Source organism: Halobacillus locisalis (assembly GCF_013694105.1).
Taxonomy (GTDB): domain Bacteria; phylum Bacillota; class Bacilli; order Bacillales; family Halobacillaceae; genus Halobacillus; species Halobacillus locisalis.
Genome location: NZ_JACEFG010000002.1, coordinates 379,481 through 402,646 on the forward strand (window position 1 = coordinate 379,481; position 23,166 = coordinate 402,646).

Below are 23,166 nucleotides of genomic sequence, written 5' to 3' on the forward strand. Positions count from 1 at the left end.
GAAAAAGAATATCGAACGCCTTCTTATTTTGTCGAAGGAGTAAAAAAGACAAGGGATCTGTCAATTGGTGTGGAAATGGTTAGGGAGAGCTGAACAAATAATAAAGGAGTGGCCCTTACATGAGTGAACAAATCTCAACGGCTGTCCAACCGGAGGTCGTCAAGAAATCGAACTTCAAAGTCGTCGGTACGTACTGCCAAACGATGATGGATGAGAGGCATGTGAAGATTCCAAGGCTGATGGAGAAATTTCATACATCCAAGCTTCATAAGGTGAAGAATCGGATTCATTCCCCTCGTTCGATCGGAATGTTCGTCGATCCTCCCAACTGGAATGAAGAAACCGACACGTTTTATTGGATGGCTGCTGTTGAAGTGGATAGCTATGAGAAGGTCCCGCCCGATATGATTACGAAAACGATCCCATCCCACGACTATGCCGTGTTGGATTATGATCCCGATGTCCATGATTTCAATCCCTATCCTTACTTATTCGAGTGGATTCAGGAGAAAGGATATGAGCTGATTGAAGGGTTCGGATTCGAGGTGTACCACCCTTACACAGGCGCGAACACGAAATATACGCTGTATTTACCGATTAAGAAATGATGCTACAGAAAAACGTCCGGACTCTCTCCCGGACGTTTTTCTTTGTTTACGTTTCGCTCATGCTCAAAAAGGAAGATACTATTCCGGACATTTATCCGAGCAATTCGGACGAGAGGTGCACGATATCGGACAACTATTCGGTTAATCCGGACAAGAGACTTACTATTTCGGACATTCACTTCCGATTCGGACAAATGATGCACGATATCGGACAACTGCTCGGACTATTCGGACAAAGGCCACGCTTTTCCGGACACCCACGCTATATTTATAAAAAAGATATGCCGAAGTAGAGTGCTGCAGCTATACCGGCGGCGATCAGGGCCGGTTTCAGCTTGAATTTTGCATACTGGACCGCATTCAAATTCAAAATCCCGGCCGTCGTATTCGTATCATCACTGAGCGGAGAGGAAAAAGCACCGAACGTACCACTTGCAAAGACAGCGCCGATGACGATGGGTAACGAGCTCCCGGCCACCGTTGCAATCGATACACCGACAGGCATCAGAATACCCCAAGTTCCCCAGGAAGACCCTATGAAATAAGATAGGGCACAGCCGACCACGAAAATGACGACAGCGACAAATCCAGGAGGTACCCAATCAAAGGAGGAGGAGATCGTTGTCGCAAATTCCAATGCCTCCGACCCCTTACTCAATCCCCACACAGTCGCTAGAAGGAGAATGACGCCCATCATCTCATTACCACCAACAATTAAAGCATCCATTGTCTTTTTCAACGGTTCTTTCATGATCGTTAAATAGATGACAAAGCCGATCAGCGTCAACATGACGCCGAGTACCATCGCATCAAGTACATTAGGGTTGATCAGAGCTTGGAAGCCTTCTTCCCCGTTTTGCACCCCTACTTGATACATAAGGAAGAATGTGAGCACGATGACGCTGGCTAAGGGAATGATCAGCCGCCAAGGTTTAGCGGGTAAGTCTTTAGTGACCGCTGGGTGGCAATCCTCCCACTGATCATCTTCTTGATCAGGTTGGTCTTCTTGAACATCTGTAGCTGGCTTTTTATTGCGGTGAAAAAAGCTGAGATAAAAGCCGATGACCAACATAGAAAAAGCAAAGAAATTGAAGGGGATGCTTTGAATATACAAGGAATACGAATCCCCACTCGTGTTGGCCTGCTTCAACGACAGGTCAATGACGGATGTCATATAGCCGACAAAAGCTGTAGCCACAGGAATAAGCACGACGAGAGGAGAGGCGGTCGTTTCAATAACGAACCCTAGCTCTTGTTTTGTCATAGGAATCTTTTTTCTCATCGCTTTCATGACAGGTCCGATGGTGACGATGCGGAAACTAGGAGCGCTGAAGGTTCCGACCGAGGAGAGCCAAGTGAGGATGAAAGCCCCGCGCTTATGATCAATGCGTTCCGTCGCAGCTTGTACAAACCCTTTAATTCCACCAGACATTTTTACAATTCCGATTAAAGCAGAGAAAGCATAAAGGAACACGATGATCTTCAAGTTGTTTTCGTCCATCAACCCTTCATAAATAAAAGAAAAAGCAGTCATCATTCCACCTAGCCAATGAGGGTCGACCAAATATCCCGATACAATGACCGCCAATAAAAGACTCGGAATGACCTGCTTCGTCCAGATTGCTACAATAATGACGACGACAAAGGGAATCACTGATAACCATTCCACGAGAAAGCCCCCTTTCTGTTACACTTCATATAGGTTGTGAATAGGCGATTCAATTTATTCATCACTTTGTAAACAAGGAATTCAGGGAATAATAGCGAATAATACAGAAGAGATAATGATTAGGGGGGAGAACCATGTCCTTTTTAGAAAAAAGCATTATGATCAAGAAACCGATTGAAGATGTGTTTCAAGCGGCAACCGATTTTTCGAACAGTCCTGAAATCATGGATGCGGTCGTAGGCGTTGAGCTGCTGACAGAAGGGCCTGTACGAGAAGGCTATGAGTTTAAAGAAACGAGAGAAATACGTGGACGTAAAGTGTCATCAAAAATCGTCGTGACTGATTTCGAAAAAGATAAATCCTATTCTGTCAGAAGTGTTCAACAAGGTCTTGATTTGCGTTATCATTACACATTTACCCAGACGACAGAGGGGACACGTGTCGACTTTAAAGGGGATCTATTCACCGAGGGGTTAAGAAACAAGTTGGCACAGCCTCTTATTAAAAAAATTATTAAAAAGGAAGATCAGGACCATTTGAAGCATTTGAAAAACTATATCGAATCCATGAATTAATGGTGCTATAATAGTAATAAGCTATGGATTATTTAAGGCCTCTTCTGATAGAGGTCTTTTTTTCATTCATGTGAAATGATCGAAACGTTAGATCAACTAGTCATAATGATTTAGATTGGGTAAGAAAAGGAATACTAACTATATAAAAAAGGATGAAGAATAGATGATGAATAAAGAAGGATTCCCACAATGGCCTTCGTTTATCGAAGACGCATGGAAAGCATCAGGATTCGAGTCATGGACAACGGTACAAGAAAAAGCCATCCCGTTTATTCATAACGGAGAAGACGTGTTGGCTGAAGCCCCTACAGGCAGTGGGAAAACGCTCGCGTATCTCTTACCGCTTCTAGAGAAAGTCGACCCGAATGTGAAGCGCACCCAAGTCATGATCTTAGCTTCTTCTCATGAACTAGTTATGCAAATTCACCAAGAAGTACAAGAGTGGACGAAAGGAAGCGGCATTGTCAGTACCCCTTTGATTGGCGGAGCGAACATTAAGCGCCAGATTGATAAGTTGAAGAAGAAGCCTGCCGTCATTGTCGGGACACCAGGCCGTATTCACGAACTGATGAACCAGAAAAAAGTAAAAGCGCATGAAATTAAAACGATCGTAATGGACGAAGCTGACCAACTGCTTGTGCCTGAGCATATGCCTACGGTAGAAAGCATTCTGAAGGCGATGCAGCAAGAAGACCGCCAAGTGCTGCTATTCTCAGCTACTCTGCCAGAAGAAGTGATTGAAGTAGCTCAAGATTTCATGGACGAAGAAGCAGAAGTGATTCAAATCGAAACAGAAGCGAAGAAACCGAATGTTGATCACGTGTATGTGACTTGCGCAGATCGAGAGAAAGTAGATGTGCTGAGAAAGCTTGCTCATATGAACGGGTTCAAAGGACTTGCCTTTATGCAGGATATCGCTAAGCTGAATGTATTTGCAGAGAAGCTCACGTATCGCAACCTAGATTTAGGGCTGCTTCATAGTGATGCAAAGAAAGAGCAACGGGCGAAAGCGATAAGAGAATTCCGAACAGGCGAATACGACCTGCTATTAGCCACTGATGTCGCTGCTCGCGGGCTTGATATTCTAGATATCACGTATATTGTGAACTTGGATGTACCGAAAGAGTTGTCTTCCTACATCCACCGATCAGGCCGAACGGCTAGGATCGGTGCTGAAGATGGCGTCGTAGTCTCTTTAGTCAATCCTGTAGAAGAAAAGCGTTTGAAGAAGTACGCACGTGACCTGGACATCCCGCTTGTGAAGAAAGAGGTCTTCAAAGGAAAACTGGTCGACGCTAAATAGGTCGAATCGGTCGTGATAAGGAGTGGCAAAGATAATGAAAAAATGGATTGTCGTTTTCGTTGCTGTCTTGTTGTTGTTATCTTTTGCTGGTCCCACTTCTCCTGTGAATGGTTGGAAAATCAATGCTGAGACCATAGGATCCGTTGAGAATGCGGCTCAAAATGTATCATCTTGGATCAAAAATCAAGACCTTTCTCAAGAGTTTGATGAGCTCTTCATGCAAATCAAAGATTTCCTCCAAGCACTTGAACAGTTTAATGAGCTGGAAAATGAACAGGGGACGCCTGCAGAAATTCCATCACTTGATGATGCGAAAGAGGAAAGTGACGCTCAGGTTTCGGAGTATGAAAGCCGGGTGGTTGAACTTGTAAATGTGGAGCGTACGAGCAGGGAACTGTCTCCTTTACAACCCCACAAACGATTGAGTGATTTAGCCGAGGTGAAATCTCAAGATATGGCTGACAAAAACTACTTCAGCCATACCTCTCCGACATATGGTTCGCCGTTTGACATGATGAATGAATTTGATTTCACTTATCGTGCAGCTGGGGAGAACATTGCCGCTGGACAACGGACACCTGAGGAAGTAGTAGAGGGATGGATGAATAGTGAAGGGCACCGTAAAAATATACTGAATGAGCAATTCACGCATATAGGAGTGGGGTATGTAGAAGGTGGTTCGTATCGAACATACTGGACACAGCTTTTCATGACGCCTCGCTAATCCCAAACGGTCTTCCTGAATAGGGAGGCCGTTTTATTTGTTTTCTTTGATTGGATGAACGTAACCTTTGACGGATATCCGGTCTGTATGGGACTCCGACTTTGACCAAGTCACCATCATATAAAGAAGGGTTAATAGCATGGCTAGTAGCCCGCTGATCATAAAACCGAGGGTTGGTTTAGCCTGGTAAAAATAAAAGGTAATTTGATGGTAAATGAAGAATAATATAGAAGTAAGCGTGAAATAGGCAAATCGATTCATGTGAGTTTTTGTCTTCGTAAACGAACAATGTAGAAGTAGCGGTGCCCAGTAAATAAGGGAGCAAATACTAAGAAAACAAAGATGGGCGAAGAATCCATACGGTATCATCAAAGAAACTTCGTAGCTGACAAGTGTACCGATAAAGAATAGAGCGGCGCTTGGAATGATGAGTTGGCTGGTGTGGACGATCCATCGATAGCTTTTTCGAAACCATAGGTGCCGGTGGTTGGCATGCAAAATCAATAACGGAGCAATAAAGAATGCAATGGCGCTTCTCGTAACGGTTTCCATTGTGGCATATCCAGCGAGATATAAAAGAAGGAACGCAGAAAGCATACAACAGGAGAAACCTCCTATGATTTTTTGTACAGACACCTATGATCATCTCCTATATTCTTTGTTTTAAATTTCCCCCACAGAAAGAAAATAAACGCTCTTCATTTTTTGAGTTTTTATCATCGACGCCCATTGTTTATGTAAAGAATCATTTAATTTATAAAATTAAGTTTATTTTATAGGTTAAATGGATTATGAAGTGATATAATTGTGTGGATTGTACAAGTCGGAATACATAAAAGTTTAACAAAGAAAGAAGTGGCGAAACGATGCAAGGGATTGCCCAATTATTAAACCATACCTCTTTTCTTGAACAATGGCTGCATTCAATGAATGTAGCGATAGCCGTCATCGAACAGAACAATGATTTATACACGTACACATATATGAATGAAGAGATGAGGAAATCGTTTGGAGAGTGTATTGGGAAAACGATCGAGGCTGTTCATACAAAAGAGGAAGTGGGAGTGTTGGCTCGCTCTCTTAAACTCGCAGGTTCTGGGGAGGGTTTTTCTCGTGCGGAACGAGTGACTGTTCAATCGATTCCCTCTACGAATTCTTATATTTTAGAGTGGAAGAAAGAAAGTGTAGAGAATAACTATAAATCGATGGTGGAAGAATCCCCGAATTCTATTATAGTTCATGATTGTCATAATCACCTTATTTATGCTAATCATTCTGGTGTGGAGTTATTGGGCGCAAATCATCTTTCAGAGCTTCTAGGGAGAGATGTTAGTACTTTTATTCAAAATGAGCCAAGGGTTGATATACGCAACCGACTCAATAAGGTGTTAGGTGGAGAACCTGGATCAGTATTGCTTGAAAGAACGATTAAGAGAATAGATGGACGATCAATCGAAATCGAAATGTCAGGATCGAGGGTGGAGTTTAATGGTGCACCTGCTGTTCAAACGCTTTGCCGCAACATCAGTGAACGGCGAAGAAAGCAATCCCGATTAGAAGAGATGGCCTACTATGATCAGCTGACGCAAGTATCGAACCGTAGATACTTCTTTAACCAGCTGCAAGTGGAATTAGAGGAAGTAGACGAAAATGAGTCGATCCTTTCCCTTCTGTTCATTGACCTGGATAACTTTAAAGATATCAATGATCAGTACGGGCACCAGGTGGGAGACGATGTTCTTGTCATATTCACGAAGCGAGTGAAGCAGATGCTTCGTGATACCGATACGTTCTCAAGGCTCGGGGGAGACGAGTTTGTGGTGTTGCTGACGAATTTACAGTCCTCCTCAGACCCTGAGCAAGTTGCTGAAAGAATGATTGAACGGGTTACACAACCAATCGTAATCGATGAAAAGGAATTGCACATCAGTGTATCAATCGGCATTTCGATTTACCCCGATCATGGAACAACGAGAGAGGGTCTTCTCACCAAAGCAGACCAGGCCTTATATGAAGCGAAAAACAACGGCCGGAAGTGTGTAGAAGTTTATAAACACGTCTAGTTCATACACAACTACAGAAGAGCAAGGCAGGCTCCCATGCCACCTTGCTCTTCTTCTATTTTCTGCTTGGAACTACTAGGTCCTCTACGTAAGTAATAGAAGGATGTGGTGGGAAATGACTCGCTTTCCGCAGGCATGTGCTGAGCTTTCTCAGGCTTCGACTTGCGGAATCTCACCTATCATGTACATCCCACAGGACTCTCACCATTTCCCGCCCCTTCTTGCTTTTATATAAAAAACGGCAACATCAGATTAACTTATTCAGTAGTTTAGAGGCATCAATCACGTTGGGATCGATCTTCTTCTCGTCGATAGGGGTGGTTTTGAAACAGCGAGACTCCCGCGGGAGAAGGACTCAGGCGTGACCCCACAGGTCGTGTAAACGACCGAGGAGGCTTGCCGGTTCCCCCGCAGGAAAGCGAGTTGTTTCAAAACCACCCCTGCTCTTCATGTAGTAACGAACCCTAAGCACCTCGAAATCATGCGGAACGTCCATCTTTCTGAATGGAACGTCTTTTTGGTATAGTTTACAGTAGATACCAAGAAAGGACGTGGATCATGGAAATCAAGGAAATACATCAGTGGGACGGGACGACTATTAAAGAAAAAATAGATTGTGGAGAGCTACAAGCGGAAGACGTCATCGCTCACTACCAATCCGTTATCGATCGCAAGAATCCTGATTTGAATGCCGTTGTACATAAAACCTATGAAGAAGCAGCGGTTGTGGACAAAGATTCGCCTTTATCGGGGCTTCCTTTTCTAATCAAAGACTTGAATGCGATGGAAGGTTATCCCCTTTCATTCGGCTCAAAGATCATGGAAGGGTTCAAGGCTTCAGCGGATGATGTCATTGTTAAGCGCTATAAAGAAGCGGGGCTCACCATTTTAGGCAAAAGCAATACACCAGAGTTCGGCTTCACTCCGGCTACTGAATCGAACTACTTGGGCTATACGAAGAATCCGTGGAATCCGCATTATTCTCCAGGTGGGTCAAGTGGGGGAGCGGCTGCAGCGGTTGCATCGGGGATGGTCCCATTTGCTCATGGTAGCGATGGAGGTGGGTCGATTCGAATCCCAGCGTCAAATTGTGGCGTCTTCGGAATGAAGCCGACTCGTGGTCGAACACCGTTTTCTATGCGACTCAATAGTTTTGCGGCCAGTCACGCGATCACACGCTCGGTCAGAGATAGCGCGTGGTTGCTGGATGTTTTAGAAGGTCCTCAACTGGGGGATTTCTATGCAACACCAACAAAAGGCAAACCGTTTGCTGAAGTGGTGAAAGAAGAAGTGGAGACGTTGAACATCGGGTACTTGGCTGATTTTGGTGAATTGATGGACATTGATCCTGATGTGCAAAAAGCGATTGAAGAGACGGCTGAATTATTGGAATCCTTGGGGCACAACGTGACGGTTGCCTTTCCTGATTTTGATATCCACCGCTATATGGATGCATTTGTGACAGTTTGGGTTGTCGGCGGAGCGCTTGCGGTTCAAGAAGCGGCAAGCCTGAATGGTCAAGAAGTCACCACAGCAAATGTCGAGACTATGCTATCTACCCTAGTGGAAAAAGGACGAGGCTACTCCGCGATGGAATATGAAGAGGCGCGTAATTTCTTAGCGTCAGAAAGTCTCAAGATTCACCAGTTTTTCGAAACGTATGATGTACTGCTTCATCCGGTTACGATGAAAAAAGCTCTACCACTAGGTTGTTATGACGGCGAGAAAAATACGATTGATGAAATCCTGGCTGTCTCAGCCAAATATGCTCACCTTTCTCCTATTGCCAATGTCACTGGTCAACCGGCTATGAGCGTGCCTCTTTATTGGACGGAGGAAAACCTGCCAATCGGCTCTCATTTCACTGGTCGATTTGGTGATGAAGCGACATTGTTCAAGTTAGCAGCTCAGCTGGAGCGAGCGAAACCTTGGTGGCCGAAATACAAAGAAATAGAGTGACAGTTGCGCCACTCTATTGGATCTGTTCCCATATTTGTGAAATATCTTCGTTGAGCTCATCTTCCTTCACTTGTTCCTGAGGGGAGTTGAGCTCATATTTTTGTTTGGTTTGTAAAATACGCTCGACGCTTTCATTCACTTGTTCTAGAGAAACCGTCTCTTGCTCGACCGCCTGTTTTAAGGCTGTATGGACGTTCTGGAAGTTTCCGTTCCGAGTATCCGTGAGCATCACCATATCAGCACCTGCTTGAACAGAACGGACAGCTGCTTCGGTTGTTCCGTAATCATTGGCAATGGCGCCCATCGCCATGTCGTCTGTGATGACAAGCCCGTCATAGTTGAGTTGCTCACGAAGCACCCCTTGAATGATTTTTTCAGAAAATGTAGCCGGATATTGATCATCAAGTGCTGGGAACAAAATATGAGCGGTCATGATCACGTCAGCTCCTGCTGCAATCGCCTGTTTGAAAGGCTTCCATTCAAACGATTCTAGCTGTTGTACGGTTTTATCAATGACAGGAAGCTTGTAATGAGAGTCGACCGATGTATCTCCGTGGCCTGGGAAATGCTTGATGACCGGTACGATACCTTCAGATTCAATACCTTGCATTGTGGCAACGCCGAGGTTCCCCACTTTAGCAGGTGTTTGACCGAAAGATCGGTCTCCAATGACTTCATTGGCTGGGTTGTTGTTGATGTCGAGTACGGGCGCGAAGTTCATATTGATGCCGAAGTGTTTTACTTTTCGAGCTAATACAGAGCCGACTTGTTCCGAAATCTCCTTATCGTTAAGTTCCCCGATACGTTCGCTAGAGGGGAGGTTCGATAGAGAAGAAGGAATGCGGCTCACTCGGCCACCCTCTTCATCTATTCCAATGAATAAAGGGACGGGAGATTGGTTTGCTTCTTTAATCGAAGACACGAGAAGGTTTAATTGATTCGCATTTTTCACATTACGTCCAAGCAGCACAACGCCTCCGACATGCCCTGATTCGATCATATTGCGTTCCGTTTCACTCAATGTGGTTCCTTCCACACCAACGAATAGAAGTTGAGCCAGTTTGTCCTCTTCGCTCATCGACGCCAACGTTTTCTTTGCGGCTGTCTGATAAGCGGGGAGCGTTTCTTTAGCTGAATCGATTTTCGTTGGGCTTGCTGTAGCAACCTTTGAGGCGGTTGATGGACTCGTGTTCACTTGGCTGTTCCAGACTAAACTGAAGATCAAGCCCATTCCGGCTGTCAGACCAACAAGGGTGAGGGTTACCTGCTTCCACTTCATCAAATGCCTCCATTTATAAAAAAAAGTCATGTTAGTATGTGCGAGTTTTCCAAACGCTACGCTAAAAATGTTCGCATAGCCAAGCTGATGTCAGTTGCTCTATATCATCCATATAATCCAAGAAATCATGAGGCGCTCCATCAATGATTTCAAGCCTGGATCCTTTGGGTAGCCATCTCATCCCTTGTTTGGTCAGTGGCATTAACGTCGCTTCTTCTCCTTCTGTTCCATGAACGATGAGAGTAGGACAAGTCACTTGTGATAGAAGAGTTTTCTGATTGAATTGCTCAAAGTCTGCAAGCATCTGTCGTGTAATCACGATTTTCGTTCGGTAAGGATCGGTGACGGGGTGAGTGAATGCACCGGTCTGTTGTAACTCTCTTAACTGCTCCTGGGTGAATTCTTCCGACCAATCATAAGACACAGGACCTGTCCCGGCACCAGTCAAAATCATGGTTTTGACAAGGGTTGGGTCGAAGGCTTCTAGACTCACGCGTGCCCCCAAACTGTGGCCATACAGGGCGATTTGATCGTACCCTAGCCTGCTGGCATATGTTAGTGCGGCTCGTACGTCTTCTGTTTCCCCGGCGAGTGTAAGAGGGCGGTCATCACTATCTCCACATCCCCCGAAATCAAATCGAAGAACGGAGAAACCGAGATTTTGAAAAGTGGTGGCAAGGCGATCGAAGCGTCCTCTAGAGGAGCGGTTTCCTCGAAAACCGTGGCACATGATGACTAGTTTGTCAGGACTAGCTGGTTGAAGAACCCCCCGAAGAGTGATTCCGCTATCATTCATAAAAGAGATTTGGTTCATTTTTCCCGACTCCCCCGTTATTTGCTATCTCCATTCTATCATGTAGGTTCTTATGGTTCGAATGACCACTCTAATTACGCTTTAGAGTAAAAAAATTACTTTTTAACAAAAATAAAAATTGCTTTTAACCGTATATAGAATTACTATAAAGAGTAACAAAGGAGGTAAATGATGGAATCTATTCACTTGAATGTGTCTTTACTGAGGAAGCGTGTTCCTCAATTGACGAAGGCCGCTAAGTCTGTAGGTTTAAGACCGGCAACCGTCTCTAATTTATGTACAGGTAAAATTTCAATTGCGCGCACGGAAGTTCGTACACTAGTAGCCTTAGCCAATCTAGCTGATTGTAGTTTGGATGAATTAATCGTTCGAGGGGAGAGGTATGAGATGATTGAAACTGGAATCAAGACACTGGATTTATTTGCACCATTAGCCAAAGGAGGTACAGCGGGGTTAGTTGCACGTCCTGGTATGGGGCAACTGGTTGTACTAGCTGAAATTTTTCACCGGTTAAAAAGTGAGGGATATACGGTTGTCGTGTTATTACCGGAAGGAGACCACCCAGAAGTAAACGACATTACAGAAGGGTTGGATCATGTGTATGAGGATATTGATGAAGCGGATCAAGCTGTTCAGTCCATCGGTGTCGACCATGATGTTATCTTTGTGGCGGACCGTTCTCACGTTCAGAACGGAAATACGATGCGCTTGCAAGAAAAATGGGCCTCTCTCACCTCTGTCACGACTTTCTTAATTGACTTTAAAGGAGAAGCTGTCGACGAAGAGTTTCCGTTTGGTCCTTTAGAGACGGTATGGCAGTTTGATAGTGATTTAGCTGCACGTCGCCTGTACCCAGCCATCCACCCTTTGTATTCCACCTCATCCGTGCTGGAAGGGTCCAACCTTGAACAACATCACTTTACCATTCAACAAAAAGCGAAACGTCAATTGAGAAGGTACCGGGAATTGCGCTCAATCGTTCGTATTAATGGAGTGGACACTCTACCGGAAGCGGATCAACGATTGTATAAAAGGGGAGAACGATTAGAAGCATACCTTACCCAACCATTTTTCGTTGCCGAGCATTTTACGGGACAAAAAGGGGAGAACGTTCCGTTAAATGAGATGCTCGAAGACGTGAGGAAGATCCTTGATGGAGCCATCGATCACCGTTCGGTAGATGAACTAACATCAATTGGCCGGCTAACTTAATATAATCAAAGCGTCTAGATGTAACTAGGCGCTTTTTTGATTTGAAAAAGTCTTGCACCTTTTTGTGTAACTGTTATATTATAAGTATAACAAGCAAATAGAGAGGAGTTGTCGTAGTGTTTATCCAGTTAGACTTCGAATCCAAAAAGCCGATATACACGCAGCTCAAGCACGAAATCATCGCTGGAATTGCCAAACAGAAGCTTGAAGCCGGTGAGGGTCTTCCTTCAGTACGGTCACTGGCGGCTGATTTAGGGATCAATTTGCACACCGTCAACAAAGCTTACCAACAGCTGAAGCAGGAAGGGTTCATTTTGATTCACAGGCAAAAAGGCGTTGTCATCAATCCTGATGGTGTAACGCCTGCTGATGAGGATTATCATGCAGAACTGAAAGATTTGCTGCGACCTTCTATTGCAGAGTCCGTTTGTCGCGGTATGAGTGAAGAAGAATATCTATCGATGTGTCGTGAGTTATTCAAAGAATTTTCAGAGGGGGAAGAGAAATGAGTTCGTTATTAGGGGGCGTCATTTTTGTAGCAATCATGATTCCTGTATTTCTCACATCGATGTTCATTCCTTACTGGACGAGAAAAACGGAAAGCTTTGGAGTCTCCATTCCAGAAGAGGTGTACCATTATAATGAATTGAAGGGGTTCAGAAAGTCGTATGCCACAAGAGTAGGGATTTTCAGTGTGGTGATTGCCGCTGTGTTTCTATTGTTCAGTGCAGGTGGGCTTGAAAGCGAACAGGCTTTCAGTTGGTTGTTCAGCACAATCATATTAACCTATTTAGTAGGGAGCTTCATCATTTACTTGAGGTATCATAACCGAATGAAAGTCATGAAAAAGGAGCAAGGGTGGCAGAAGGAAAAACCACAGCGCACCGTGATTGACACGTCTTTCCGTGATCAAAAATTGACGTATTCGAATGCATGGTTCCTGCTGCCGCTTGCGGTTACCGTAGCAACGATTTTCATGACATTCAGTTTTTTCGACCGCATACCGGATCGGATTCCGATGCAGTATGATTTTGCAGGGAACGTAACAAACTGGGCGGATAAATCGTACCGTAGTGTACTCTTTATGCCCGTGATGCAAGTGTATTTGATCGGATTATTTCTATTCATTAACAGTATGACGGCACGGGCGAAGCAACAGGTGAGTGCTGAGAAACCTGAAGAGTCAAAGGCTCGCAACGTCATCTTTAGGCGCCGTTGGTCTCTATTTTTGATCCTGACCAGTGTGGGGATCGTCCTACTGTTCTCCCTCATTCAGTGGTCGTTCATCTTCTCAGTACCTCAGTCGCTCCTTGTTTACACACCGATTCTATTTGGGGCAGCGGTCACAATCGCGTCCATTTGGATTGCATATACGACAGGGCAAGGTGGAAGTAGAGTCCAGATGACGACTACAGACTCGGGAGATGTCATTGATCGTGACGATGATCGCTACTGGAAGTTGGGCCAATTTTATTTTAATAAAAACGACCCTTCGCTATTTTTGGAAAAACGCTTTGGAGTCGGATGGACAATCAACTTGGCCCGCCCACTGGCCTGGATCATTTTCCTTGTCATCATCGGATTAGCCGTAGGCCTCCCGCTCATTCTAGGCGTATAACAAAACCGTCGCCATTCACATTGTGGTGGTTGTTATCGTAGCCCTCTCGGGTTCGTCGTCTCGACTATTTTGATAATCATCTACCTGCAAAACGGTTGAGATAGGATGTCTCTCGGCAGTTTTAGATTCTTTCCATCGTAAATAGTGTTGAGAGAAAGGTGATCACAACCATTTTAAGTGCAGTCTGTTTAAATAATTGTCGAGATAGCGGTTGTCACAGCACTTTTTTAGACATCAGCCTGATTAAACGGTAGAGAAAGAAGTTATCCTGTCTTTTTCAGAAAAACAGCCACCGCTCATTGCGGTGGCTGTTTTGGATAAGAATCATATTAGTGCGTGTACCATTTATACAACTTCTTAGGTCTGCCAATCTTCTGATGGCTGACGACCTGCTTCACTTTTCCTTCTTCAAGCAAGTGCATTAAGTAACGATAAACCGTTGGATAAGCGAGCCCGATTTCCTTGGATATAGCATCAACAGGGTAGGGGTCACGGTGTTCTTTCAGGAACTCAGCAACGGATTGCAACGTTCCCTTACTGATTCCTTTCGCTGTAAAGACATCCTCATCCTCTTCTTTAGCGTGCTTCATATTGGCGATTTGAACATGCAGACGGATGCGCGAGATTAAATCAGGCGCTTTAACAGGCTTCAAGGCGAAATCTGTCGCCCCTTCTTCAATGAAGCGGTCGGCCACTTCTTGGCGTTCATCTACGGTTAACACAAGAATAGGGATGGTTGTGTTATGCTTGCGAATCTCCCGTACCGTCTGTAGTCCATCCATCTCCGGCATGTGATAATCCACTAAGATGACATCATACGTCTCAGAGAGAAACTTGCTGACCCCTTCACGACCATTCTCTGCCGTATCCGAATCCCAATCGGCATGCTTGCAAAATTCAGACAACATGTACCGCAATGATTCATCGTTATCTATAATTAAGATTTTCATAGCGCACTCTCTCCTTCGGTAAATGAATCCAGAATGTCGTACCCTCTCCATCCACACTTTCAATCGATAATGTCGCATCGTGTTCTTTGACGACGTTTTGGACGAACGTCAACCCGACACCAGGGTGGGATTTAGTGCTGAATCCAGCTTTCCATATTTTCTGTTTGTTTTCTTCGGTAATGCCCTGACCATTGTCCTGCACCCCGAGGAACAGTTCGTTGTCTGAGATTTTCGAACAGATGGTGACGGTTGCGTCCGTTTGTCCTTCAACAGCATCACTGGCATTATCAATTAAATTGACAAGCGCGCGGGTCATCCGGATTTTGTTGATGTGGATTTCGATCTCTTCATCGGCTTGAAGGTCAAATTGATAGATCGTAGCTGAATCAGACAGCTTGTTCGCTCGGACATATTCGATGAAGGATTTCATCGTACACCAATTCTTTTTTTCATGGTAAAGGATTTCAGATACCATATCACTGGTCGATTGAATAGAGGAAGAGATTTTCTTCGTGTACCGTAAAATCTCAGGATCTTCTGTCTTTAATTCAATTAACGAATTCAAACCTTCCATTAAAGAAAGCGGGGTTTTCAGATCGTGAACGAGGTGGAGGGCCTCTCTTCCAGATCGTGATTCTGCTACATCATGACGAGCCCGGTGTAAATCCTGTCTCATTTTCCATTTTTGTTCAGATACCGTTAAATAAATAGCGAGGATGAGGGCGTTCATGATAAAAATACCGCAAAAGACTAAACTATAAAAAGACAACGTCGAACCGAAGCCTAGCTGCTCAGCCGTTTGTTTCACTTCCGTGGAAACGGGGCCGCCTCCAAAACCAAATGGACTGAGGAACAATACAACATCGAGCCATTGAAAACCAAGGAGTAATTGCCCTAAAACGATGGATTTAAAAACAGGGCGGAGGCGTCCTTTTCCGAGTAAATGAAGAACAGCAATCGATAACAAAATTAAAAGAGCGGGCCCCCCGAAATGGTAGTTCAACGTATTGTATCCGTTAATGATTCCATAGACCAGCGGGATAATGAGAAGAGGGACTGCCACCTTCAACCAGGACTTATCGAGATGCACTCCGAGTTCATCCCCGAGGAGTAAGGCGCCTAGGTAGTGGGGAAGAGCACGAACCGTGTTGAGCATGACCAGGGCGAAAGCCACCATCATCAAGGTGCTCCCAGAAGGCTCATCACGTAATTGCTGCAAAAGGGACGCTAAGCCTGAACTTTCAACATTCAACCAGATCGGCATGGTGACACCAATCAGAATGAGGGTTATATAAATCCAGATGCTTTTCGAGTGTAACAGTTGTCGGTTCATCGTTCTTTTCACCCTAACGCGTACAATCTTTTCTATTATTTTAATACAGTTAAGAGAATTTTTCGATTCTTTTTTACACGAACGCGTTAAATGATAGGGAGGATGGAAGGAATAATCACTTTGTAAGCGAGCTACTTCGTTTTATAATAGAATATGAAAATCTTACTCTTCTAAGGTTAGTTTTATGCCTTGATCGGAAGAGTAGGGTCAAGCAACATACGGAAGATTGAATCGAACGAATGAAGGTGCATACAATGATTGTCATCATAGATAACTATGATTCCTTTACGTATAATTTATTTCAATATTTTCAACAAATGACAGGGGACGTACGCGTTTATCGCAACGATCAAGTCACGACCAGTGAGCTCTTTGAAATAGGGGCGACGCTCCTCGTTCTGTCCCCTGGTCCCGGGCATCCTGGAGAGACGGGGGTCAGTGCGGACGTCTTGCGAGAATTCAGTGGGAAGGTTCCGATTTTAGGAATCTGTCTAGGTCATCAACTGATTGTCGATTTCTTTGGTGGAAGTGTAATCAAAGGGCTGCAGCCAATGCAGGGGAAAGTGACACGTGTGACGCATGACGGGCAGACCATTTTTGAGAACCTGCCCTCTTCTTTGCAAGTCACGAGGTATCACTCCCTCGTTACACCTGCAGATCAGTTGCCGCCATCTTTAGAAGTAAGCGCTACATCGGAGGATGGGGTCGTGATGGCCGTCAGGCATCGTCACCTTCCGGTTGAAGGCATTCAATTCCATCCTGAATCGATTATGACGGAATATGGATACGATATGCTCTATTCTGCTTATCAACGTGCGGAAACCTTTTCGAAAGAGGGGATTGGATGAAAGAGCGAGAGGTCTACTTATTATTTGAATTCCTAGATTCAGAAGGTGTGCAGGAGCCTCACTTATTCACAAAACCGGAAAAAATTCTTCTGGCTGATACGCTGGATGAGGTTCAGGAAGTATTTCGTGAAGCTGATGAGTGGCTCGGCCAGGGGTATTATGTAGCAGGATACGTCTCTTATGAAGCAGCTCCAGCCTTTGATACCTCGTTCCAAGTCCATTCCAACCCTCACTGGCCGCTTATTTGGTTCGGGGTATTCGACCGACCAGTACCTTATGATTCGGAAAAGCGTAAGGGAGGAGAATTCTCTACTTCAGATTGGACGTGGAAAGGCGACTATCATGAGTATCAAAATGGCATCGAGGAGATCAAAAAGGCGATTGAGCGCGGTGACACGTATCAGGTGAACTATACAACTCGATTAGAAGCTGATTTCTCAGGGGACGACTGGTCATTTTACAAACAGCTCGCGAGAAACCAACAATCTTCTTATAGTGCTTATCTTCAAATGGGAAGTCGGCGCTTGTTATCGGCTTCTCCCGAATTGTTTTTTAGAATTGATGACGGGCACGTGACGACGAAACCGATGAAAGGAACGGCGAAACGTGGCCGGTTCACGGAGGAAGATGAGCGGTACATCAACCATTTGCGTACTTCAGAAAAAGAACGGGCGGAGAATCTAATGATCGTCGACCTTCTAAGAAATGATGTAGGGCGCATCGCGAAAGCCGGCACAGTGCGCGTGCCGAAGCTTTTTGAAGTAGAGACGTATCCGACTGTTCATCAAATGACGTCTACCGTTCAAGGGGAACTGCCAGAGGAGTTTACCATGCACAACGTCTTTCAAGCTTTGTTTCCGTGTGGTTCTATAACAGGCGCGCCGAAAGTGAGAACGATGGAATACATCCAAAAACTCGAATCATCTACGCGTGAGGTATATTGTGGGGCGATCGGGTTTATGACACCAAACAAAGAAGCGGTCTTCAATGTTCCGATTCGAACGGTCATGATCGATCAGGACGAGCAGAAGGCGGTCTATGGAACAGGTGGTGGTGTGACATGGGACTCAACTTCAGAAGGGGAGTTTGAAGAGATTCATACGAAAGCCCGTCTACTGACGGAAAAACGTCCAGATTTCCATTTACTTGAAACGATGAAGTTACAAGACGGGGCGTTTCCGCTTCTGAAGCAACATCTTCATCGCTTAGAGAAGTCTGCCCGTTATTTTGCGAGGGCGCTTGATTTGAAAGCTATTCGTGGAGCTTTAGAGACAGTGGCTGTATCGAATGGGAGGGGCGTGCACAAAGTGCGTCTGCTTGTCGATGAATTGGGCGAACCGACCATTGAGACGACGCCTTTAGACCAAACATCAAAGACCGTTACATGTTCATTAGCCCATTCCCCTGTGAATGAGAGTGACCCGTTTCTTTTTCATAAAACGACCCATAGGGATGTATATGATGTACACAAAAACCCAAGTGTCTATTCCGTTTTACTATGGAATACACAAGAGGAGTTGACGGAATTCACAACGGGAAACTTGGTCGTGCGGATCGGTGATGATTACTATACACCACCCGTTTCCTCAGGATTGCTTGCAGGGACGCGCAGACAACAATTGTTAGATGAAGGAAAAGTTGTGGAAAAGGTATTATATAAAGAAGACCTGAATCGTGCAGACGACGTTTGGTTTATCAATGGCTTACGTGGTTGGTTGAACGTCACGTTCGACCATCAAGAAGAGGAGGGGATCGAATGAAACATATTGTGTTTTATGACGCGCAATGTCCGTTTTGTTTTTATGTGAAGAAAACGTTCCGCTTGTTTGACTGGCGTAATCAAATTAAATGGGTGTCGGTTCAAGAGACAGAGAAGAGTGAAAAGTACCCTTATTTGGATGGTAGGGAGACATTAGAAGAGATCCATATGCTGACGAAAAAAGGTGAAATTAAAGAGGGGTTCTATACAATCCGTCAGTTGCTCCTCTCGCTCCCTTTATTCTCTGTGATCGGAGTACTGCTTTACTTACCAGGCGCGAGCCAAGTCGGCTCTCCGTTGTACCGATGGTTTTCAGAACATCGTCATCAGTGGTTTGGTCGATATGATTTACCGAGATATGCATAAACAGAAGAAGGATAGAGAAAAGAGGACAGGTCCGCTTTTCTCTATCCTTTTTTCTGCTTCTTGACCAAACGATACCCACCGAAAACGATGACGACGATCGCAATCATCATGGAGGTCCATTGATCATGCGCAATCCCTCTGTAGAGACCGTTAGCGATGAAGAGAAGGCACAATATAGTAAAAATCACGAGTGTCGCTTTGTTCAAAGTTATCCTCCATTCTCAATCCGTGCATGCTAACATTATAACATCTACGTTTCAGTTATCGTTCTTCATCATGTGGTAGTAGCGATAGAGAGCTTGCGTCCCTTCATTTTCCCCACCAGCTTTGCTTAATTGTTCGTAAAGTTGCTTCGCTAGAATCAATCCAGGCACAGGTATATCCATCTGTTCAGCGGATTCGATCGCTAAGCCCATATCTTTAATGAAGTGCTTTACGTAAAAGCCAGGAGCAAAGTCTTCTTCAATCATACGCGGAGCCAGATTCGATAAAGACCAGCTTCCGGCAGCTCCGTGTTCGATGCTTTGCAACACACGCTTCGGATCGAGCCCTGCTTGTTCTGCGTAGATCATCGATTCTACGACGCCCATCATACCAGCAGCAATGGCAATCTGGTTGCACATTTTCGTATGTTGTCCAGACCCTGCTGGCCCCTGCAGCACAATGTTTTTGCCCATGGATTCTAATACGGGAAGAATGGCCGGGAAAGAGGATTCTTCGCCACCTACCATGATACTCAATGTTCCATTCCGTGCTCCGATATCGCCACCTGAAACCGGTGCATCAAAGGCATGTAGTTGCTTACTTGCTGCTTGATTGCCAACTTCCTTTGCGAGTTGAGGGGAGGAGGTCGTCATATCGATGAGGTAAGATCCGGGTCTTGCCTGTTCGAGAATCCCGTTTTCACCGAAATACACCTCTTCTACATCACGTGGGTACCCGACAATCGTAATGATGATGTCTGCTGCTTGAGCTAAACTAGCGACAGAGTCTTTCCACTCCGCGCCTTCATTCAGTAGGTCTGCTGCTCTTGATTTCGTACGGGTATATAAATGGACAGGGTAACCGGCTTTCATAAGGTTCCGCGCCATACTCGTTCCCATTACACCAGTGCCAATAAATCCGATTGTTTCTTTCGTCATAAAAAAATACCTCCTTTTATTAATCAATATTTTTAAAAATAGAGCAGTCATCCATAACACCTGATTTCGAGATGTTTTAGAGAGAAAGAGGAGGTGGGGAACGAGTCGCTTTCCGTGGGGCGGGCGCTGAGCCTCCTCAGGCTATCGCCTTGCGGGGTCTCAGCTGTCCCGCTAAATCCCACAGGAGTCTCCCCGTTCCCCACCTCCTCTTACAAAGGCAGTCTCTCGAAACCCTCCGAAATCTCGTTCAGGAATCGATGCACTTGGGTGAGACAAGCTACTCTACGTTATATTAAATGTGTTCAGGCCAACATCCTCTAATAGAAGGGTGGGCCGACTCTCTATATTTGGCTGGGTGAGGTGGGAAATGGCGAGACTCCCGCGGGAGAAGGACTTAGGCAAGACCCCACAGGGAGTGTCAACGACCGAGGAGGCTTGCCAGTTCCCCCGCAGGAAAGCGAGTTATTTCCCAGCTCACCCTAGTCATTTTTTTGAGGAGGACCGGTGCATCTCACCTCTGAATCTTTAAGATATAGAAGATGACTGTAAAAAACGAACGCCTTGGAAGGCGTTCGTTTGATTGTGATTACGATTGACTAGGTTCGTTGACTTTGACAAGCTGCTTCCCTAAATTCTCTCCAGTAAATAGACCGAAGAACGCATCAGGAATGCTTTCGAACCCTTCAGATATCGTTTCCTCATACGAAAGCTTGCCTTCTTGCAACGACTTCGACAGGTATTGGAACCCTTCAGAGAAACGGTCCTGATAGTCACCAACCGTGAATCCTTTGATTAAGGCGCTTGATTTGATCAAGTGCATTTGCATACGAGGTCCCTGGTCGTTCGGGACGTTATAAGAAGCAATCGCTCCACATTGCGCGATACGAGCGAATTTGTTGAGAAGCGGGTAAACCGCATCTGAAATATCTCCGCCGACGTTATCGAAGTAGACATCGATGCCGTCTGGACATGCTTTTTGTAGGGCATCAGAGACGTTTTCCGTTTTATAATTGATGGTTTCGTCGATTTCTAGTGTTTCCTTTAGGTAAGATGTTTTTTCGTCAGAACCAGCGATTCCGACAACGCGACATCCAGCAATTTTACCGAGTTGAACAACAGCTGAACCAACAGCTCCGGCAGCCCCAGAAACGACGATGGTTTCGCCTTCTTTTGGTTGTCCGATATCCATTAAACCGAAGTAAGCGGTCAATCCTGGCATGCCTAAGATCCCTAACGAATATGTGATAGGTCCAAGTGATGGATCGATTTTTCGCAATTGGTCTGCCTGAGATACACTGTGCTCTTTCCAAGGAAGCATACCTGTTACGATATCACCTTCTTGCAACGCATCAGCCTCTGAGCGTACGACTTCAGCAACAGCACCTCCGGCCATCGGTTCGTTCAAGGCAAAGGGCGCAATATAAGATTTCGTATCATTCATACGTCCGCGCATGTAAGGATCGACGGACACATAAAGCAATTTTACGAGTACCTCACCTTGTTTGGGTTCAGGTGTCTCTCCTTCAACGATTTGGATGTGTTCAGACGTCGGAGCCGCCTCCGGTCTTTTCACTAAATGGATTTCTTTGTTCATTTGTCATTCACTCCTTCACTGATTTCTCCTATCTATTTTATCGTGCTTGACTGAGGAAAGGGAAATGAATTGATTTATAACTACCAAAAATTGTAGATTGATAAGGGAGGGGGGATTAACGATGATTTATGACAAAGTGAAGTTTGTAGAAGGAGAAAAATTTATAACCATCGAAGAAACGGGTGGGTTGACGGAGGACGAGATGTTGGAGCTGATCCGGCAATTGAACGAGGATGAACGGATGAATGAAGTGCCGCATTTATCTTTATTGCTTGCTGATCATTTTTCGGAAGCTGTTGAGGACCGATTAGGGGATGAAGGGTTTGTCCTGCATGACGAATTAATGTTTGTTGAGCGTGATCTAGTGAATATGAATAGTGTTCCTCAGACTTATTCGATCCGGTCGCTTCGTGATGGATCGGCTCATGAGTTCAAACAAGTATGGGAGAGGTGCATGCAAGGGTCTCTGAATGCTGTGTCCTATTTGAATATGGACAAACAAATGCGCAGCGTAGAAAAAGAACTAGGCCCAACCTATGTTGATACATGCAACATTGCTTATGAGGGTGACCAGGCGATTGGAGTCATCATGCCTCATATCGAACCTGGTACTAAACAGGAAGGGCGCATTTTCTACTTTGGATTAGTGCCTGAAGCGCGCGGACAGAAAAAGAGTTTACCGTTGTACCAGCAGGGTCTGGTGTTACTGAAAGATCACTTCGGTGCCACGTATAGTGTCGGAGCGACAAGTGTACATAATAAGCCGATGCAACGGGTTTTCGAGCATGCAGGATGTAAGCTGACAAGTCGGATCAAACTGTATAAAAGAAGTCTATGAATCTTTCAAGCTATCAAGAATAACGTAGCCAGCTACGACTCCTGCGACTACTGTGAACGAGGAAGGGGCTATGGGCATGATTTGATCCTTAAAGGGCAAAAGGGCATAGACACTTTTGCTTGTTGTGTAATAAAGGATCGGCATTGTTGCTACGTAAAGGGCAGGTAAGCCGATAGCGATCAGCTTGATCCATTGAAACGTCCAAGGTCGACTATCCCGAACCTCTAGGATGAATTGCGGTACCCTCAACAGCAAACCAAAAACAATATTGATGCACGTGGCGTAAACGATGATCGGGAGGACATTAAAATTCATTTGAGATTTTTCTTCAAGGTGAAGCTGATAACGAATCATCCAATAAAACGTAAAACCTAATACAAGGGTGGATAAAAAATAATAGAGAAATTTCTTCAATGGAATCCTCCTAAATGACAGGGTCTGTACATAGTATGCATGATAGAGGAAAACATGAAAAACCGGAGCTGTATCATAAGCTCCGGTTCATGTTGTGC

The 23,166-nt window shown here is 45.0% G+C and carries 23 protein-coding genes; 13 read left to right on the plus strand and 10 right to left on the minus strand.

Annotated features, from left to right (window positions below; translation table 11 throughout):
- Nucleotides 1-119 precede the first annotated feature (119 nt).
- Entirely contained in the window at nucleotides 120-608 is a 489-nt protein-coding gene (locus tag H0266_RS09130; RefSeq protein WP_181472096.1) for a GyrI-like domain-containing protein, read from the plus strand.
- A 268-nt stretch (nucleotides 609-876) separates the two neighbouring features.
- Here the strand turns inward: H0266_RS09130 and H0266_RS09135 are convergent, their stop codons facing one another.
- Complete coding sequence (locus H0266_RS09135; RefSeq protein ID WP_181472097.1) at nucleotides 877-2,277, minus strand: Na+/H+ antiporter NhaC family protein; 1,401 nt, start codon at nucleotides 2,275-2,277, stop codon at nucleotides 877-879.
- A 134-nt stretch (nucleotides 2,278-2,411) separates the two neighbouring features.
- On the opposite strand from H0266_RS09135, the gene H0266_RS09140 reads away from it, so the two are divergent.
- The 3 genes from H0266_RS09140 to H0266_RS09150 all read left to right on the plus strand — a co-directional run bounded on the left by H0266_RS09140 (nucleotide 2,412) and on the right by H0266_RS09150 (nucleotide 4,879).
- Nucleotides 2,412-2,852 (plus strand): SRPBCC family protein, encoded by a 441-nt coding sequence (locus tag H0266_RS09140; RefSeq protein WP_181472098.1) that lies wholly within the window; start codon nucleotides 2,412-2,414, stop codon nucleotides 2,850-2,852.
- Between the two features lie 163 nt (nucleotides 2,853-3,015).
- Nucleotides 3,016-4,155, plus strand: coding sequence for a DEAD/DEAH box helicase (locus H0266_RS09145; protein ID WP_246363844.1), 1,140 nt, complete (start codon nucleotides 3,016-3,018; stop codon nucleotides 4,153-4,155).
- A 34-nt stretch (nucleotides 4,156-4,189) separates the two neighbouring features.
- On the plus strand, nucleotides 4,190-4,879 hold the full coding sequence (locus H0266_RS09150; RefSeq protein ID WP_181472099.1) for a CAP domain-containing protein: 690 nt from the start codon (nucleotides 4,190-4,192) through the stop codon (nucleotides 4,877-4,879).
- A 33-nt stretch (nucleotides 4,880-4,912) separates the two neighbouring features.
- Here H0266_RS09150 and H0266_RS09155 read toward each other — a convergent pair whose 3' ends face one another.
- Entirely contained in the window at nucleotides 4,913-5,515 is a 603-nt protein-coding gene (locus H0266_RS09155; protein WP_181472100.1) for a hypothetical protein, read from the minus strand.
- A 230-nt stretch (nucleotides 5,516-5,745) separates the two neighbouring features.
- Between H0266_RS09155 and H0266_RS09160 the strand changes: the two genes are divergently transcribed.
- Nucleotides 5,746-6,942: a sensor domain-containing diguanylate cyclase gene (locus tag H0266_RS09160; protein ID WP_181472101.1), complete on the plus strand. Its 1,197-nt coding sequence runs from the start codon at nucleotides 5,746-5,748 to the stop codon at nucleotides 6,940-6,942.
- A gap of 558 nt (nucleotides 6,943-7,500) precedes the next feature.
- A complete protein-coding gene (locus H0266_RS09165) occupies nucleotides 7,501-8,901 on the plus strand; it encodes an amidase (RefSeq protein WP_181472102.1) in 1,401 nt (466 codons plus the stop codon).
- A 13-nt stretch (nucleotides 8,902-8,914) separates the two neighbouring features.
- On the opposite strand, the gene nagZ is transcribed toward H0266_RS09165, so the two are convergent.
- Together nagZ and H0266_RS09175 are read right to left on the minus strand one after the other, a co-directional pair.
- A complete protein-coding gene (nagZ, locus tag H0266_RS09170) occupies nucleotides 8,915-10,180 on the minus strand; it encodes a beta-N-acetylhexosaminidase (protein ID WP_246363846.1) in 1,266 nt (421 codons plus the stop codon).
- Between the two features lie 61 nt (nucleotides 10,181-10,241).
- Nucleotides 10,242-10,994 (minus strand): alpha/beta hydrolase, encoded by a 753-nt coding sequence (locus H0266_RS09175; protein ID WP_181472103.1) that lies wholly within the window; start codon nucleotides 10,992-10,994, stop codon nucleotides 10,242-10,244.
- Nucleotides 10,995-11,165: 171 nt separating this feature from the next.
- Here H0266_RS09175 and H0266_RS09180 point away from each other — a divergent pair, with 171 nt between their 5' ends.
- From H0266_RS09180 to H0266_RS09190, 3 genes are all read left to right on the plus strand, one after another.
- Complete coding sequence (locus H0266_RS09180; RefSeq protein ID WP_181472104.1) at nucleotides 11,166-12,206, plus strand: ATP synthase beta subunit C-terminal domain-containing protein; 1,041 nt, start codon at nucleotides 11,166-11,168, stop codon at nucleotides 12,204-12,206.
- Between the two features lie 116 nt (nucleotides 12,207-12,322).
- The gene (locus H0266_RS09185; protein ID WP_181472105.1) at nucleotides 12,323-12,715 is read left to right on the plus strand and encodes a GntR family transcriptional regulator; all 393 of its coding nucleotides are present in this window, start codon (nucleotides 12,323-12,325) and stop codon (nucleotides 12,713-12,715) included.
- Nucleotides 12,712-13,824: a DUF1648 domain-containing protein gene (locus H0266_RS09190; protein WP_181472106.1), complete on the plus strand. Its 1,113-nt coding sequence runs from the start codon at nucleotides 12,712-12,714 to the stop codon at nucleotides 13,822-13,824. The genes H0266_RS09185 and H0266_RS09190 overlap by 4 nt, the downstream gene beginning before the upstream one ends.
- A 329-nt stretch (nucleotides 13,825-14,153) precedes the next feature.
- On the opposite strand, the gene H0266_RS09195 is transcribed toward H0266_RS09190, so the two are convergent.
- Both H0266_RS09195 and H0266_RS09200 read right to left on the minus strand, forming a co-directional pair.
- On the minus strand, nucleotides 14,154-14,774 hold the full coding sequence (locus H0266_RS09195) for a response regulator (RefSeq protein WP_181472107.1): 621 nt from the start codon (nucleotides 14,772-14,774) through the stop codon (nucleotides 14,154-14,156).
- Entirely contained in the window at nucleotides 14,752-16,107 is a 1,356-nt protein-coding gene (locus tag H0266_RS09200) for a sensor histidine kinase (RefSeq protein WP_246363848.1), read from the minus strand. The genes H0266_RS09195 and H0266_RS09200 overlap by 23 nt, the downstream gene beginning before the upstream one ends.
- Nucleotides 16,108-16,346: 239 nt before the next feature.
- On the opposite strand from H0266_RS09200, the gene H0266_RS09205 reads away from it, so the two are divergent.
- Genes H0266_RS09205 through H0266_RS09215 form a run of 3 tightly spaced genes read left to right on the plus strand, consistent with a single transcriptional unit; the run spans nucleotide 16,347 to nucleotide 19,080 of the window.
- Complete coding sequence (locus H0266_RS09205) at nucleotides 16,347-16,955, plus strand: anthranilate synthase component II (protein ID WP_425484298.1); 609 nt, start codon at nucleotides 16,347-16,349, stop codon at nucleotides 16,953-16,955.
- On the plus strand, nucleotides 16,952-18,715 hold the full coding sequence (pabB, locus tag H0266_RS09210; protein WP_181472108.1) for an aminodeoxychorismate synthase component I: 1,764 nt from the start codon (nucleotides 16,952-16,954) through the stop codon (nucleotides 18,713-18,715). The genes H0266_RS09205 and pabB overlap by 4 nt, the downstream gene beginning before the upstream one ends.
- Nucleotides 18,712-19,080, plus strand: coding sequence for a thiol-disulfide oxidoreductase DCC family protein (locus H0266_RS09215; RefSeq protein ID WP_181472109.1), 369 nt, complete (start codon nucleotides 18,712-18,714; stop codon nucleotides 19,078-19,080). The genes pabB and H0266_RS09215 overlap by 4 nt, the downstream gene beginning before the upstream one ends.
- 41 nt (nucleotides 19,081-19,121) lie before the next feature.
- Here the strand turns inward: H0266_RS09215 and H0266_RS09220 are convergent, their stop codons facing one another.
- From H0266_RS09220 to H0266_RS09230, 3 genes are all read right to left on the minus strand, one after another.
- Complete coding sequence (locus H0266_RS09220) at nucleotides 19,122-19,286, minus strand: hypothetical protein (protein WP_181472110.1); 165 nt, start codon at nucleotides 19,284-19,286, stop codon at nucleotides 19,122-19,124.
- A gap of 51 nt (nucleotides 19,287-19,337) precedes the next feature.
- Nucleotides 19,338-20,222: an NAD(P)-dependent oxidoreductase gene (locus H0266_RS09225; protein WP_181472111.1), complete on the minus strand. Its 885-nt coding sequence runs from the start codon at nucleotides 20,220-20,222 to the stop codon at nucleotides 19,338-19,340.
- 586 nt (nucleotides 20,223-20,808) lie between these two features.
- Complete coding sequence (locus H0266_RS09230) at nucleotides 20,809-21,816, minus strand: NADP-dependent oxidoreductase (protein ID WP_181472112.1); 1,008 nt, start codon at nucleotides 21,814-21,816, stop codon at nucleotides 20,809-20,811.
- A gap of 121 nt (nucleotides 21,817-21,937) precedes the next feature.
- Between H0266_RS09230 and H0266_RS09235 the strand changes: the two genes are divergently transcribed.
- Nucleotides 21,938-22,654: a GNAT family N-acetyltransferase gene (locus tag H0266_RS09235; RefSeq protein ID WP_181472113.1), complete on the plus strand. Its 717-nt coding sequence runs from the start codon at nucleotides 21,938-21,940 to the stop codon at nucleotides 22,652-22,654.
- Here the strand turns inward: H0266_RS09235 and H0266_RS09240 are convergent.
- Nucleotides 22,649-23,068 carry a hypothetical protein gene (locus tag H0266_RS09240; RefSeq protein WP_181472114.1) on the minus strand — a complete coding sequence of 140 codons (420 nt, stop codon included), beginning with the start codon at nucleotides 23,066-23,068 and terminating at the stop codon, nucleotides 22,649-22,651. The two genes, H0266_RS09235 and H0266_RS09240, sit on opposite strands and share 6 nt — an antisense overlap.
- Nucleotides 23,069-23,166: the final 98 nt, after the last annotated feature.